This window comes from Embleya sp. NPDC020630 (assembly GCF_044334985.1).
Taxonomy (GTDB): Bacteria; Actinomycetota; Actinomycetes; order Streptomycetales; family Streptomycetaceae; genus Embleya.
Genome location: NZ_JBIRUB010000003.1, coordinates 433617 through 447894, shown reverse-complemented (window position 1 = coordinate 447894; position 14278 = coordinate 433617). Strand labels below are relative to the sequence as shown.

Sequence of the window (14278 nt, the reverse complement as noted above, 5' to 3'; positions counted from 1 at the left end):
CTCCCGCGCCCGGTGACCCCGGGCGCGGGGGACCCCGCCGAAATGCCGAGCAATCGCAGGAGGATCAGTGGCCGACACCGCGCGGGCGCGCAAACTCGCGGACCGCATCCAGGTCGTGGTCGCGGAGACCTTGGAGCGCCGGATCAAGGACCCCCGTCTGGGGTTCGTGACGATCACCGCCGCACGAGTGACGGGTGACCTCCGTGAGGCGACCGTCTTCTACACGGTCTACGGCGACGAGACCGAGCGCGCGGCGACCGCCGCCGCGCTGGAGAGCGCCAAGGGCGTGCTCCGCAGCGAGGTGGGCCGGCAGACCGGCGTGCGCCACACCCCGTCGCTGACGTTCGTCGCCGACGCCCTTCCGGACAGCGCCAAACTCATCGACGATCTCCTCGCCCGGGCGCAGCAGGCCGATGCGGCGGTACGCTCAACCGCCGCGGGCGCCGGCTACGCCGGTGACGCGGACCCCTATCGGACCCCGGCCGCGGACGACGCCGACGACTCCGACGACGAGTCGACGGCGCAGACCAGGGCGGACACACAGGAGGGCGACCGACCTTGACACCAGGCGTGGCGGCGGACCGGGACTCCGGTCCGGCCGCGGGAGCGAAGCCGCGGACCGGCGGTGGTTCCGACGCGGAGACGAGGCCGCCGAGCGCGCCGGGTGCGGCCGACTGGGACGAGGCGGTACGCCTGCTCCTGACGGCCGAGGACATCACCCTGCTGGCCCACGTCAGCCCCGACGGCGACGCGCTGGGTTCGGCGCTCGCCGTCGGGCTCGCGCTGCGCGAGCTGGGGCGGAACGTGCGGGTCTCCTACGGCGACGACCCCCTCGTGGTGCCGTCCTCGTTGGAGTTCCTGCCCGGTCAGGACCTGCTGGTGCCGCACACCGAGGTCCCCGAGAAGCCGGAGCTGGTCGCGGTCTTCGACGCGGCCGGTTCGGCCCGGCTGGGCCTGCTGGAAGGCAAGGCCAAGGCGGCCGGGGCGCTCCTGGTGGTCGACCACCACGCCTCCAACACCCGGTTCGGCACCCATCACCTGATCGACATCGACGCGCCCGCCACCGCGGTGCTCGCCGACGAGTTGATCACCCGGCTCGGCGCCACGCTGACCGCCGACATCGCCACCGCGCTGTACACCGGCCTGGTCACCGACACGGGCTCGTTCAAGTACGTGGGGACCACGCCCGAGACGCACACCTTCGCGGCCCGGCTGATGGCCACCGGGATACGGCACGACCTGATCCAGCGGGCGATCTGGGACACCTGCCGGTTCGGCTACCTCAAGGTGCTCGCCGCCGCCCTCGCCGGGGCCCGGCTCGACACCGGCGCGGCCGGCGGTCTGGGCCTGGTGTCCACGGTGATCACCCGCGCCGAGCGGGCCGCGCACGGGATCCGCCTGGACGAGATCGAGGGCGTGATCGACGTGGTCCGCAAGAGCGGCGAGGCCGAGGTCGCGCTGGTGCTCAAGGAGGACGACGACGGCGCGCTGCGCGCCTCCGCGCGGTCCAAGGGCGCGGTGGACCTGGGACGGGTCTGCGGGGCCTTCGGCGGCGGCGGACACGCGTTCGCGGCGGGTTTCACCGCATACGATCCACCGGCCGAGGTGGTGGCCCGATTCCGGGACCTCCTCGCCGACGCACTACTGCCGGTCGCCCCGGCGCAGGCAACCCCGGGAGACGACGCGTGAAGCGCCGCAACGCAGGACCCCCGCCGCCCGACGGTCTGGTGATCGTGGACAAGCCGGCCGGACTGACCTCGCACGACGTGGTGGGCCGGCTGCGCCGGATCGCGGGCACCCGTCGGGTGGGCCACGCCGGGACGCTGGACCCGATGGCCACCGGCGTCCTGGTGATCGGTGTCGAGAAGGCCACCCGCCTGCTCGGCCACCTCGCGCTCACCGAGAAGGGCTACGACGGCACGATCCGGCTCGGGCAGAACACGGTCACCGACGATGCCGAGGGCGAGGTCACCGACTCGACCCCGGCCGGGCATGTGGACGACGCCGCGATCGCGGCGGGAGTGGCCGGGCTGACCGGGCCGATCATGCAGGTGCCCTCGAAGGTGTCGGCGATCAAGATCGACGGCAAGCGCTCCTACTCGCGAGTGCGGGCCGGCGAGGAGTTCGAGCTGGCCGCCCGCCCGGTCACCGTCTCCGCGTTCGAGGTGCTGGCCACCCGGCGCGAGGGCGAGACGATCGATCTGGACGTGCGGGTGACCTGCTCGTCCGGGACCTACATCCGGGCGCTGGCCCGGGACCTGGGCGCCGGGCTCGGCGTGGGCGGGCACCTGACGGCGTTGCGGCGCACCAGGGTCGGTCCGTACGGCCTGGACCGGGCTCGCACGCTGGAGGAGCTGGAGGAGTCCTTCGGCGTGTTGCCGATCGCCGACGCGGCGGCGGCGGCCTTCCCGCGCCGCGAGGTGAGCGAGGACGAGGCGCGGGCGGTCTCGCACGGCGGGCGGCTGCCGGCGGACGAGGCGTCGGGGCCGGTGGGCGTGTTCGGGCCGGACGGGACCTTTCTGGCGTTGGTGGAGAACAGCGGGGGCGTGGCTCGGCCGCTAGCGGTGTTCGTGGGCTGAGGTGGTGGGGGCGGCCCGGGGTGATCGTCGCCACGGCGGGGTCGGGGCCGGGTGGGGGCCGGTACGTGGGAGGCTGGACCCGCGACACACCACGGAGAACGAGGAGCGGTTACGGTGCAGCGTTGGCGGGGCTTGGAGGACGTCCCCAGCGATTGGGGACGCTCCGTCGTCACGATCGGGTCCTATGACGGTGTGCATCGCGGACACCGGCGGACGATCGGCCGAGCGGTCGAGATCGGTCGCGAGCGCGGTCTGCCCGTGGTCGTGGTCACGTTCGACCCGCACCCCAGCGAGGTGGTCCGCCCGGGCAGCCATCCGCCGCTGCTGACGCCGCATCATCGGCGCGCGCAGTTGATGGCCGACCTCGGGGTCGCGGCGGTCCTGGTTCTCCCGTTCACCCTCGAATTCTCCCGGCAGAGCGCGGTCGACTTCGTCCGCCAGGTGCTGGTGGACACGCTGCACGCGGCCGTGGTGGTCGAGGGACGCAACTTCCGTTTCGGCCACAAGGCGACGGGCAACGTCGCCCTCTTGGAGGAGTTGGGCGTGGCGAACGACTTCACCGTCGTCGAGCCGGAGCTGTTCGTCTCCGGCGAGGTGACCTTCTCGTCCACCGTGGTCCGGGCCCGGGTCGCCGAGGGCGACGTGGCGGGCGCGGCCGAACTGCTCGGCCGGCCGCACCGGGTTGAGGGTGTGGTGGTGCGCGGGGACCAGCGCGGGCGCGAGCTGGGCTATCCGACGGCCAACCTCGAGGTGCTTCCGTATACGGCGATTCCGGCCGACGGGGTGTACGCGGGGTGGCTGGTGATCGACGGCGAGCGGTTGCCGGCGGCGATCTCGATCGGGACGAACCCGACCTTCGACGGTACGGAGCGCCGGGTCGAGGCGTACGCGCTGGACCGGACCGACCTGGACCTGTACGGGGTGCACGTCGCCGTGGACTTCCTCGAATACCTGCGCGGGACCGTGCGGTTCGAGTCGGTCGACGACCTGCTCGACCAGATGGCGCGGGATGTGAAGCGGGCGCGCGAGTTGGTCGACGCCACGGATCTCGACGCCGCGGGCTGAGTGAAGCGACCAGGGCCGCCCCGGAGATGTTCTCCGGGGCGGCCCTCGTGCGTTCAGCCCTGTCGCGGTGGTTGCCAGTCGCCGGGCGGGGGCTGCTGGTAGTACGGCTGTTGGGGCTGTGGTTGTTGCGGGTGCTGCGGCTGTTGCGGTTGGTGTTGGTGTTGTGGGTGCTGTTGCTGCTGTTGGTACGGCTGCTGTTGCGGTTGGCCGTAGTAGGGCTGCTGCGGCGCTTGTTGCCCGTAGTGCGGTTGCCACTGCTGTTGTTGCTCGCCGGGCTGGGTGCGATGGAAGTCCTCGGCGACCAGCGCGGCGAGTTCGAAGTACGCCTCGCGGGTCTTGGGGCGCATCATGTCGAGGTCCAACTCGGCGCCCGCGGACAGGTGTTCGTCGAAGGGCACGACCACGACCGCGCGGCAGCGGGTCTCGAAGTGGGCGACGATGTCCTCGGTCTTGACCATCTTGCCGGTCTCACGGACTCCGGAGATCACCGTGATGCTGTTGGCCACGAGGTCGGCGTAGCCGTGTGCGACCAGCCAGTCGAGTGTGGTGCTGGCACTGGTCGCGCCGTCCACGCTGGGCGTGCTGATCACGATCAACTGGTGGGCCAGGTCGAGGACTCCGCGCATCGCGCTGTAGAGCAGGCCGGTGCCGGAGTCGGTCAGGATGATCGGGTACTGCTTGCCGAGCAGGTCGATCACCGAGCGGTAGTCGTCGTCGTTGAACGTGGTCGACACCGCCGGGTCCACGTCGTTGGCCAGGATCTCCAGGCCGCTGGACGACTGTGAGGTGAACCGCCGGATGTCCATGTAACTGTGCACGTGGGCCATCGAGTTGACCAGGTCGCGAATGGTCGCGCCGGTCTCCCGGCGGACCCGGCGGCCGAGGGTGCCGGCGTCCGGGTTGGCGTCGATCGCGATCACGCGGTCCTGGCGCTCGGTGGCAAGCGTCGAGCCGAGGGCGGTGGTGGTCGTGGTCTTGCCGACGCCGCCCTTGAGGCTGATCACCGCGATCCGGTAGCAGCCCAGGACGGGTGTGCGGATGCGTTCGAGGCGTTCGGCGCGGCGGGCGTCGGCGGACTTGCCGCCGAGCCGGAAGCGCGGGGTCTGCCGGCGGGGTTGCGGTTGTTTGCGCAGCAGGCGGTCGCTGGTCAGTTCGACGGCCGCGGTGTAGCCGAGGGGGGCGCCGCCGACGGTGCGGGCCGGGCCGCCGCCGTCGGGGGACCAGGGCTGCTGCTGGGATTGCGCATTGCCCTGGGGCGGGGTGCCCGGGTGGTAGGGCTGGGGCGCCTCGGGGTGTTGGGCGGCGTACGGGTCGGCCGGGTCGGGGTGTTGGGGCGTGGGGTGGTTGGGGTATCCCGGTTGCCCTGGCTGTCCCTGTGCTCCCGGTGCCGCCTGGGGGCCGGGGGCGCCTTGTGGAGGGGTGCCCTGGTGGGGCGGTTGGGCCTCGGTGGGCTGGGCGGCTGCGGGGGGTTGGCCGTACGGGGGCTGCTGCGGGGCCGGGGCGCCCTGGGGCGGGGTGCCCTGGGCGTAGGGCGGTTGCGGGTGGCCGGGGTTCGGCTGTCCGTAGGGGGCACCCTGGGCGTAGTCCGGTCCCTGGGGGCCGGGGGGTGCCTGGCCGTAGGGCGGCTGAACCGGCTGCGCCTGGGCGTACGGGTTGGGGCCGCCCTGCTGCGGATCGGGCTGCGGGTACGGGGCGTGGGCCTGCGGGCCGGGGGCGCCGTGCGGCGGGGTGCCTTGGGCGTACGGGCCGGGGGCCTGCTGGTACGGGCCGGGGGGCTGGGCGTACGGCGGTTGGCCGCCGTGCTGCTGTTGCTCCGGCGCGGCGGCCTGGTCGTTGCCGCCGCCGAACGCACGGCGCATCCACGAACGTTCGTCGCGCTGCTGCTGCGGGGGCGCGATCGGCGCACCGCTCGGCGGCGGCAGCGGTTGTCCGGTCGGCGGCGGTGCCGAGCCGCCCCAGGCCTCGCCGTGGCCGGGGGCGGAGCCGGACCAGGCCGGCGGCGGCAGCGGCGAACCCTGCGGGGGCGTCATCGGGCGCGGCGGGGCACCGGTCGGCGGGCCCTGCTGCGGGACGCCGGGCGGTGCGGCCATGTCGTCGGTGACGGGCGGGATCAGCCGGGTCGCCTGATCGGGGGTCGGGGCGCCCTGCTGACCGGGGTAGGGCTGCTGCGGGGCGTCCGGGTGCGCCGGGCCCTGGTACTGCGGGTAGGGCAGCGGCGCGCCCTGGGGCGGGGGCGGCTGCTGGGGCTGTCCGTAGGGCGAATACGCGCCGGCGGGCGGCTGTTGCGCGGGGGCGGCCGGCGGGGCGGGGGGCTGGGGCTGCTGCGGATGGGCGGCGGCCGGTGGCTGCGGCGCCTCCGGTGCCTCGGGGGCCCGGGGCGGCTGCGCTTCGGCGGCGTGGGGGGCGTACGGGTGTCGGTCGTAACCCTGCGGCGGCTGCGGTGGCGGCGCGGGTGCGTCGGCCGGCTCTGTCGGAGGGGCTTCCGGGGCCGGCGGGGTCGGTCCGTCGGCGGAGAGGCCGGGGATCGGCGTGCCGCCGACGGGGGTGGTGGGCACGTCGTGCGGGTCGAACGACGCGGGCGCGTCCGGGCGGGCTTCCGCCGCCGGGGGCGCGTCGTCGGCGCGAGCGGGTGCGGCGTCGGGCTGCGGGGCGGCATCGCCGGGCGGATCGGCGGGCGACTGCTCCGGGGCCGCGGTGTCGGTCGGGCGCGCGTCGCCGGCCTCGATGTCGGGGCGGGGCGGCTCGATCGGCTCCGGGGCCTCCGGGCTGTCCGGGGCCGCGTCGACCGGAGCACCGGCGGGACCGGACTCGGCCGGCTCCGTGGTGGGGCGGCTCGGGTCGCCGGGTGTGTAGGCCGGGCCGGGGTGGTTCGCGTCGCCGGACGGCGGGACGACGGTGGTGCGGTCGTCGGCCGGGGGAGTGGGTTCGGTCCGGTTTCCGTCGAACGACGGCGGGACGACCATCGTCGGGTCGCCCGGGGTGTAGGCCGGGTCCGGGCGGTTTTGGCCGTGGGAGGGCGGCACGACCGTCGTCCGGTCGTCCGTCGGTACGGGCGCGCCCGGGTGGTCCCGGTCGAGGGACGGGGGCACGACCATCGTCGGGTCGCCGGGGGTGAACGGCTGATCCGGTCGGTTGTCCTGGGCGGCCGACGGGGTGGCCGGGCCCGGGCGGTCCTGATCGGTCACCGGCGGCATGACCATGGTCTGGTCGCCGGGGGTGAAGGTCGGGCCGGGGCGGTCCTGCGCGGCGGGCGGTTGGCCGCCGTACGGCAGGGGGGCCGCGGGCTCGTGGGGGGTGTACTGCGGCGGGGCCTGGGGTGCGGGCGCGTCCGTGTCGACGCGGTACGGCGCCGGCGGCGCGGTGTTCGGGTGCGCCGCGCCGGGTCCGGTCGGGCCGTGTGCGCCGTGGTCGACGGCGGCCGGGGGCGCGGGCTCGTGCGTGCGGGCCTCGTGCGCGCGGGGGTCGCCGGCCGACGGTCGGTGGGTGGGCTCGTGCGGCGGGGTGCCCGTGCCGGGCGGGCCGGCGGGCGGCGCTACCGGTGCGCCGGAGCCGTACGGGCCCGGGGCGCCCGCGGTCGGACCGGCCGGGTGCGCGGCGCCGTGGTCCGCCCCGTACGGCAGCGGCGCGGGCGCGTCCGGCGTGCGTGCCGGCGGTACGAGCGTGGGGTCCTCACTGCCGTAGCGGGGCGCCTGGATCGGCCCCGGCGGTGCGGGCGCACGGACCCCGGACGGGGGTGGCGCGGGCGCGCCGCCGTCCTGGTGGGTGTACCACGAGGGCATGGTGAAGTCGGGTCCCGACCACTCCTCTTCCTCGTCCGCCCCCGCCTCGATGTGTGCGCCGTCCTGCTCGCTGCTCACGGTGTGGTCCTTCCGATCGTCCGGAGGCGGCTCGGCATCAGAGCACACGGCGCCGCCGTCGGCCGTACCCCGACCAGGGTCGAGGTTGCCCCCTACACGAGCCTCACAGCGTAGTCAGCGGCGTCGGCGGTCGTCGCCGGTCCGTCCACTGTTCGCGTCGAGGCGGTGCGCGGAACCGCGCGGTCGGTGTGCCCGGATACCGGGTCAGTCCATCCGGCGCGGCGGCCCGAGCAGGTCGAGTTCGGCCCGAGTGGGCGTCAGCATCACGTACTTGCGCGATTTCCTGGTGCTCCACAGGGTCAGCTCGTCGGCGAGCGTGGGCAGTGCGGCCTCGTCCTCGCCGGGCAGGCTCAGCACGCTCGCGGCCGCCTGCGCCTCCATCGGTGAGACCCGCTGGATGCCGATCAGTCCGACGCCCGCACCTATCCGCTGCCGGGCCTGCGCCGGGTCCAGGAAGGGCAGCAGGGTCAGCGTGGTCTGCCAGGCGGCCGGCGCGAGCCGATTGCGCGGCGGCCGGGCGCCGCAGTCGCGGACGACCAGGACCGGGCTGCCGGGGGTGGGGCCCTGCGGGCCGAGCCGACCCACCTGATGCACCGTCACGCACGGCTGCGCGCCGCCCGCGGCCTGGGCCATCGCGGACCACAGCTGCGGACGGCCGGACTCGATCGCCACCCGGGCGCCGATCGCCGCCGCCCGCAACGCGATGATCTGCACCACATACGCGCCGCCGACGAATGCCACCTCCAGCGGCTCGGGCCGGAACAGGCCCAGGACCGCCGGATCACGATCCGCGTCGACCCCGATCACCACACCGTCGTCGCCCACCGGCAAGCCGAGCGCGGGCAACTGGTCGGCGGTCAGCAGGTGCCGCTCGTGGCGCGGGCCGATCAACCGGGCCAGGCCGCCGCGCCGCGCCGGGCGCGGCGCCGGGGTGCCTGACCCCGGGGTCGGATTCGGCGTCGGCGTCGGCGCGGGGGCCGGATTGCGCCCGTTCGGCGCCCGACGTCGGCCGCGGCCGGTGTTGGTCGTGCTCACAGGTGGATCCTCCCCGTACGCATGCTGATGTGACGCTTCGTTACGCCAGGCCGCCGAGCGGCAGCGTGGCGAGCAGGGCCGGCTGCTGCTCCCAGTCGAGCCGGGTCAGCCCGATCCGCTCGGAGCGCGCCCGGCGCTCCAGTTGCCGGGTCACGTCCGCCAGTTCGCTGCCGGAGCGGGCGGCGATCCGTACGTGCGTGGTGAGCGCGGTGGTCCCGCCCACGCCGTGGGTGGCGGTCAGCGCGAAGGTGGTGGCGATCGCCGGGGTCGCGGTCAGCGCCCCCACCAGGTCGGAGGTGCGTCCCTGGGTCAGCTGCGGCCAGCGGTTCGCCCAATAGGTGGTGTGCCACCGGTCGTCGCAGCGCCACGCGCGCTTGGACTCGGTGGTCCGCCGCCCGCCGCGCCCGTACTGGCGCGTGGTGCGGTTCACGCTGCACGAGGTGGCGAGCGCCTGGACCAACTCGGTCTCGTCCAGGGCCCGGGCCTCGAAACCGGCGCCGGTCAGGTTGCCGGCGAGCTGGTTGACCGCGCGCAACAGCGCCCGCTGGGCGCCTTCCTCGCCGCCGCCGCGCGCGGCCACCGCGCCCGCGCACAGCTCGGGTTCGAAGCGCAGCGCGATCCAGGTCAGCCGCAGCGCGGGCACGTCGTGCAGGCCCTGCTCGACGAGTTGCCGGTAGGAGCGGGTGGCCAGTGCCTCCTCGGGCAGGTGTGTGGCCGGCGCGGGCTGGGTGTGCTGGACCACCTGGACCGAGGCCAGTGTCACGTCGTCCACGTCGAGTGTGCTCACGATCGCGGGCAGCGGCAGCGGGCGTTGGGCCCGCGAGGGGCGCAGCGGTTCGTCGCGCGAGGTGACCAGCAGTACGGCGGTGAGGAAGGTGCCGTCGCCGATCAGGCCGATCGAGCGGCGGTCGCGGTCGGTGACCGAGCTGGTGGTCAACCGCGGCGCGCACTCCAATACCGGAACCAGGACCGGGTCCGCGTCGTCCGGCACGGCCGGCATCCGACGCCTGCGGCGAAAGTCGTACACGATCGGCAACCACTGCGCGAGCCACCGGCCGCGCAGCCGCACGAGCGCGGGCACCACCAGCACGATCGCCACCGCGCCCAGACCGATCAGCACCGCGGGATTGGTGGCCAGGCCGATCGCGACCAGCAGCACGGCGAGTTGGATCAGTACGATCTGCTGGACCAGCACGCCGCCGATCCGGCCCGCGCGCGGATGTACCCGCAGCGAGGCGCGTTGGGGCGGCGTTTGTGGTGACGACCCGTCGGGTGGTGTGGGCGGGCGGGTCTGCCGATGCGTCCCTACCGGCGCGGGTGCGGCCACGTTTGTAGATCCCCCATGTCACGACTTGTCCCCGTACGCCGTCGCCCGAGTGTCACAACGAGTGCGGCACACCGTACGGTACGGGGCCGGGGGTCTGGCCGCGACCCTGCGACCGCGGCGGTGATAGAACCGTCAGCCGGAGCGTTCGGTCGATCACGGGGAGAACGATGGCATCGCGCCGCGAGCAACTTGAGGCGTACATCTTCGCGCGCCGTCGCATGGTGGCGGCCTTCCTGCAACCCGCGCCCGGCGGTGGCACCGAGGAGAACGCCCCCAAGCCGATGCGGATGGTCACGCCCAGCATCGTGGTCGCGATGCTGGTGCTGGCCGGGTTCGGGGTCGTCGGTCTGATCAAGCCCGGGACGCCGCCCGGTTGGAAGGACAAGAGCAGTCTGATCGTGGGCCGCGACTCGGCCAGCCGATACGTCTTCCTCGACGGCAAGCTGCACCCCGTGCTCAACATCGCTTCGGGCCGACTGCTCCTGGACCCGGGCAACTTCAAGGTCAACATGGTGCCGGAGAAGCAGCTCAACAGTGTGAGTCACGGCGCGCCGCTGGGTATTCCGAACGCGCCCGACCGGCTGCCCACGGCCAAGGAGGTCCGGGGGCGCAAGTCCTGGACCGTGTGCGAGCGTCCGGCGATCGGCAAGGACGGCAGGCCCGACCCGGCCGGCGAGCCGCAGCGCAGCGTGTTCATCGGCGCGGCCCCCGCGGACGGGCCGCTCGCCCCCGGGCAGGGGCTGTTCGTCCAGGACCGCAACCAGCGCAAGTACCTCGTCTACCAGGGCAAGCGCTACGCGGTGGAGGCGCCGACCGTGATCGGCGCGCTCAACCTGGTCGGCATACCGGCCCAGCCGATGAGCGACTCGTGGCTGGCCACGCTGATCGACGGCGGGGTGATCGACCACCCGCTGCCGGCCGACTACGGCAAGCCCACCTCGCTGCCGCTGGCTCGGGAGTACAACCGGATCGGCATCGTGCTGCGGGCCGAGGGAGGTGCCCAGCGGCAGAACTACGTGGTCACCATGGAGGGCGTGATGCCGATCAGCGAGCTGACCGCCGTCCTGCTCACCACGAACCCGAGGGTCAAGGAGGCGTACGGCAACACGACGCCGAACGCGTTCCCGGTGAACATCGGCACCCTCGGCACCGCCGTGGTGCAGGACCGCACCTACGCCGCGGAGAAGGGATGGCCGGAGATCCCGCCGACTCCGATGAACCGGATGACCCGCAACGACCTGGAACTGCCGCGCAACGTGGTGTGCAACACCTTCGCCGACGACTGGCGCGGCACTCAGCCGGTGACCACGCAGTCCGCGGGGACCCGGCCGCCGGAGCAACTGGTCGACGGCATGGGCGGGGTGTGGGTCAAGCCCGGCGCGGGGGCGCTGTACCGGGAGGTCACCGGTACACCGGGGGAGGGCGGTCCGATGTATCTGGTCGCCGACTCGGGACTGCGCTACAGCGTGCCGGAGGAGGCGCAGTCCGGCGGTGCGCAGGCGCAACCCTGGCAGGAGAGCGAGGCGAAGCAGCGCCTGGGGTACAAGGGCGTGGAGGCCAAGGCGTTGCCCCGGGCGTGGTCGGAACTGGTGTCGCGGGGACCGCAGTTGAGTACGGCCGACGCCAAGAAGCCACAGGGTTCCTGAGCCTGGGGGCGGGAGTTGAGGTAGCGTCGTGGGGGTCGTGAGTGGCGACGAACCGACCCGAAAGCACCACTGAAGACCTGCGCATTGCACTGGACCCGCAGGGGTATTCACTGGGTCAAGGTTCCGTAACCTTGCGTAGGGCGTTGCTTGGGTGGCGTCCGGGGTTGCGGTTAGAGTTCCCACGACGTCGCAACGGTGACGTTGGTGCGGGGGCACCCGACACGGGTGACACGAACCTTCCCTCGCGCACGTCTGTCTCATGGGGGATGGTGAAACATGGCAGGTGAAGCGTTCAAGATCACTCCGCAGATGTTGGCGGAGTTGTCGAAGAAGGTTCAGGGTGTCGCGACCGACCTCGAGGCGGCCATCCAGGAGATGAACCGCAAGGTCGACGCGATCGAGGGTCAGTGGCAGGGTGCTGCCAGGACCCAGTTCGACCCGCTGCAGGAGCAGGCCGTGCAGAAGGCGCTCGGGGTCAAGCGCGCTCTGGAGGCCATCTCGGGGGCGATGGGCCACAACGCCAACTCGTACGACCAGACCGAGACGACGGTGTCCGGCAACATCTCGAAGTTGATGTTCTGACCGAGGTTCGTTCCGGGATTCGTACCGTCGTCGCCGTGCGCCTGGCCGCCCCCGTCGCCGACGGTCGAGTCCGCTCTCGTGGCGCTCGGGGCGATGCCCCGGTCGTACGCCCGTCATCCGACACTGGGGAGAAAGCATGTCGCAGGTAGTTGTCACTTTCGCCGCGCTCGAACAGGCCGCAGCCGATATTCGCGCCCTCAACGCCCGTCTCGCCGACATGCAGTCGGGTCTGAAGCGGGACATCTCGCCGGTCACCGAGTCGTGGTCCGGTGACGCCCGCGAGGGTTACCTCGTCCAGCAGGCGAGCTGGGACCAGAACGCGCAGGGGCTGCAGGACGCGCTCAACGGCATCGCCGACGGCCTGATGCGCGCGGCCGACGCGTACCGCCAGACCGAGGCGTCGAACGCCAAGATGTGGCAGTAGTCGCCGCTTCGATCCTCGGCGCGGTGCGTCGGCGGCGAAGTGCGTGAGTGCATGTATGCGCGAAGGTGCGAGTGCGCGGGTGCATGTGTGCGAGTGCATGTGTGTGCGAGTGCGTGTGTGAGTGAGTGGCGTGATGTGAGGAGGCGGGCTCGTGCCCGCCTCCTCCCGCGTCCGTCATCGGTCTTACGGGGGCCGGGGACACCCAGAAGACGAATCGCCCGGCCTGGTGGACCGGGATCGGGCGGACGGTGATCCGGAAGGCGAACGAACCGATGCGACCCGTGCGGCGACGGTGGGCGGCACCCCTTCTGGCGCTGGGTCTGGTGCTTCCCGCCGGATCGGTGGGCGCCGCCTCGGCGGACTCTGTGCACCGTGTCCCGGCGGACACCGCGCTGCTCGCGGGGAGCGACTGCCAGTACCCGTCCAAGCCGATGCCCGGCAAGCCGTGGTCGTTGCAACGGGTGTTGCTCGACGAGTTGTGGCAGAAGTCGACCGGCAAGGGCGTCACAGTCGCGGTGATCGACAGCGGGATAGACGACGACAACCCGCAGTTGGCGCCCGCGATCGTGGCCGGCAAGGACTTCTTCAACGACAAGGCGAACGGCACCGACGACACCAACGGCCACGGCACGATGGCCGCGGGCATCATCGCGGCCCGCCCCGGCGATCGGCTCACCCCCAGGCTGGAGACCGGATTCGCCGGGATCGCGCCCGAGGCGATGCTGCTGCCGATCCGGCAGAACGGCGGCGACGACGCGACCAAGGGCAACGAGGACACCCTGGCCCAGGCGATCGACTTCGCGGTGGCGGGGGGCGCCTCGGTGATCAACATCTCGCAGGACACCGTGGGCGGCCAGGCGCCGGGTCAAAAGTTGCAGGACGCGATCCAGCGCGCGCTGGCCAAGCAGGTCGTGGTGGTGGCCGCGGCCGGCAACTCCGGCGACAAGGACAACCTCGACTCGTGGCCCGCGAAGTATCCGGGCGTGCTGGGCGTCGGCGCCGCCGACCGCAACAACGAGCGGGCGCCGTTCTCGCAGAACAAGCCGTACGTGGGCGTGATGGCGCCCGGCGTGGACATGTGGTCGACGGTCCCCAAGGGGGGCCACTGCCGGGGTGACGGCACCTCGTTCGCGACGCCGTACGTAGCGGGCGTCGCGGCGCTGATCCGCTCGGCCCACCCGAACTACACCGCGGCACAGGTGATCACCCTGATCGAACAGACCGCCCAGCGCACCGCCCCGGGCCACGTGGACGGCGTCGGCTGGGGCGTGGTCGACCCCCTGCGCGCCCTCGCCTTCACCGGGATCCCCGGCTCCGTCCCGGTCCCCGACCCCAAGGTCGACCGCAGCACGGAACTGGTCAACGTGGCCCCGCTGGCCCACGGCCCCTCCCGAGCCGACCGCGACCGCCGCAAGGCCTCGGTGATCCTCTTCGTCGCGATCGGCCTCACGATCGTGGTGATCTGCGGCGCAATCGTCATCCGCGACGCCCGAAACCGCCCTTCATCCGGCTGAACGGCGGGCCGCCGGCCACGGCCGATCGCGGAGGACTTCCCCACCGGCGCCACCCCGCTCGGCGGGCCCCGAGGAGACACGCAAGACAGTGAGGTCCGCCAACATCGGTGTGCGGCGCTCCCGGGATGCTTCGCCCAAGAACATACGGCCGATCCTGGCATCGATGCTCATCGCACGATCGCGTGGGGCTGCGGGCTCGGAGTGATGCCCGCCGAAAACGCGGCCCCGGTCCACGCGCTCGAACGCCCC

Annotated in this window: 11 protein-coding genes; 8 read left to right on the top strand and 3 right to left on the bottom strand. The window is 73.1% G+C overall.

Going from position 1 to position 14278, the window contains the following annotated elements; translation table 11 throughout:
- The first annotated feature begins 67 nt into the window (after positions 1-67).
- From rbfA to ACH4XV_RS13385, 4 genes are all read left to right on the top strand, one after another.
- Complete coding sequence (rbfA, locus tag ACH4XV_RS13400) at positions 68-562, top strand: 30S ribosome-binding factor RbfA (protein WP_395789278.1); 495 nt, start codon at positions 68-70, stop codon at positions 560-562.
- Complete coding sequence (locus tag ACH4XV_RS13395) at positions 559-1689, top strand: bifunctional oligoribonuclease/PAP phosphatase NrnA (protein ID WP_395789276.1); 1131 nt, start codon at positions 559-561, stop codon at positions 1687-1689. The genes rbfA and ACH4XV_RS13395 overlap by 4 nt, the downstream gene beginning before the upstream one ends.
- Positions 1686-2579, top strand: coding sequence for a tRNA pseudouridine(55) synthase TruB (gene truB / locus ACH4XV_RS13390; RefSeq protein ID WP_395789275.1), 894 nt, complete (start codon positions 1686-1688; stop codon positions 2577-2579). The genes ACH4XV_RS13395 and truB overlap by 4 nt, the downstream gene beginning before the upstream one ends.
- A gap of 114 nt (positions 2580-2693) precedes the next feature.
- A complete protein-coding gene (locus tag ACH4XV_RS13385) occupies positions 2694-3644 on the top strand; it encodes a bifunctional riboflavin kinase/FAD synthetase (protein ID WP_395789273.1) in 951 nt (316 codons plus the stop codon).
- Positions 3645-3697: 53 nt separating this feature from the next.
- Here the strand turns inward: ACH4XV_RS13385 and ACH4XV_RS13380 are convergent, their stop codons facing one another.
- From ACH4XV_RS13380 to eccE, 3 genes are all read right to left on the bottom strand, one after another.
- On the bottom strand, positions 3698-7501 hold the full coding sequence (locus ACH4XV_RS13380; RefSeq protein ID WP_395789271.1) for an AAA family ATPase: 3804 nt from the start codon (positions 7499-7501) through the stop codon (positions 3698-3700).
- A gap of 204 nt (positions 7502-7705) precedes the next feature.
- Positions 7706-8536 carry a hypothetical protein gene (locus ACH4XV_RS13375; RefSeq protein ID WP_395789269.1) on the bottom strand — a complete coding sequence of 277 codons (831 nt, stop codon included), beginning with the start codon at positions 8534-8536 and terminating at the stop codon, positions 7706-7708.
- 40 nt (positions 8537-8576) lie between these two features.
- Complete coding sequence (gene eccE, locus ACH4XV_RS13370; protein WP_395789267.1) at positions 8577-9863, bottom strand: type VII secretion protein EccE; 1287 nt, start codon at positions 9861-9863, stop codon at positions 8577-8579.
- 167 nt (positions 9864-10030) lie between these two features.
- Between eccE and eccB the strand changes: the two genes are divergently transcribed.
- The 4 genes from eccB to mycP all read left to right on the top strand — a co-directional run bounded on the left by eccB (position 10031) and on the right by mycP (position 14029).
- Positions 10031-11509, top strand: coding sequence for a type VII secretion protein EccB (gene eccB, locus ACH4XV_RS13365; protein ID WP_395789265.1), 1479 nt, complete (start codon positions 10031-10033; stop codon positions 11507-11509).
- 276 nt (positions 11510-11785) lie between these two features.
- On the top strand, positions 11786-12091 hold the full coding sequence (locus ACH4XV_RS13360; RefSeq protein ID WP_380003093.1) for a WXG100 family type VII secretion target: 306 nt from the start codon (positions 11786-11788) through the stop codon (positions 12089-12091).
- A 136-nt stretch (positions 12092-12227) separates the two neighbouring features.
- Positions 12228-12515: a WXG100 family type VII secretion target gene (locus tag ACH4XV_RS13355; RefSeq protein ID WP_078977448.1), complete on the top strand. Its 288-nt coding sequence runs from the start codon at positions 12228-12230 to the stop codon at positions 12513-12515.
- 272 nt (positions 12516-12787) lie between these two features.
- On the top strand, positions 12788-14029 hold the full coding sequence (mycP, locus tag ACH4XV_RS13350; RefSeq protein WP_395789262.1) for a type VII secretion-associated serine protease mycosin: 1242 nt from the start codon (positions 12788-12790) through the stop codon (positions 14027-14029).
- Positions 14030-14278 lie beyond the last annotated feature (249 nt).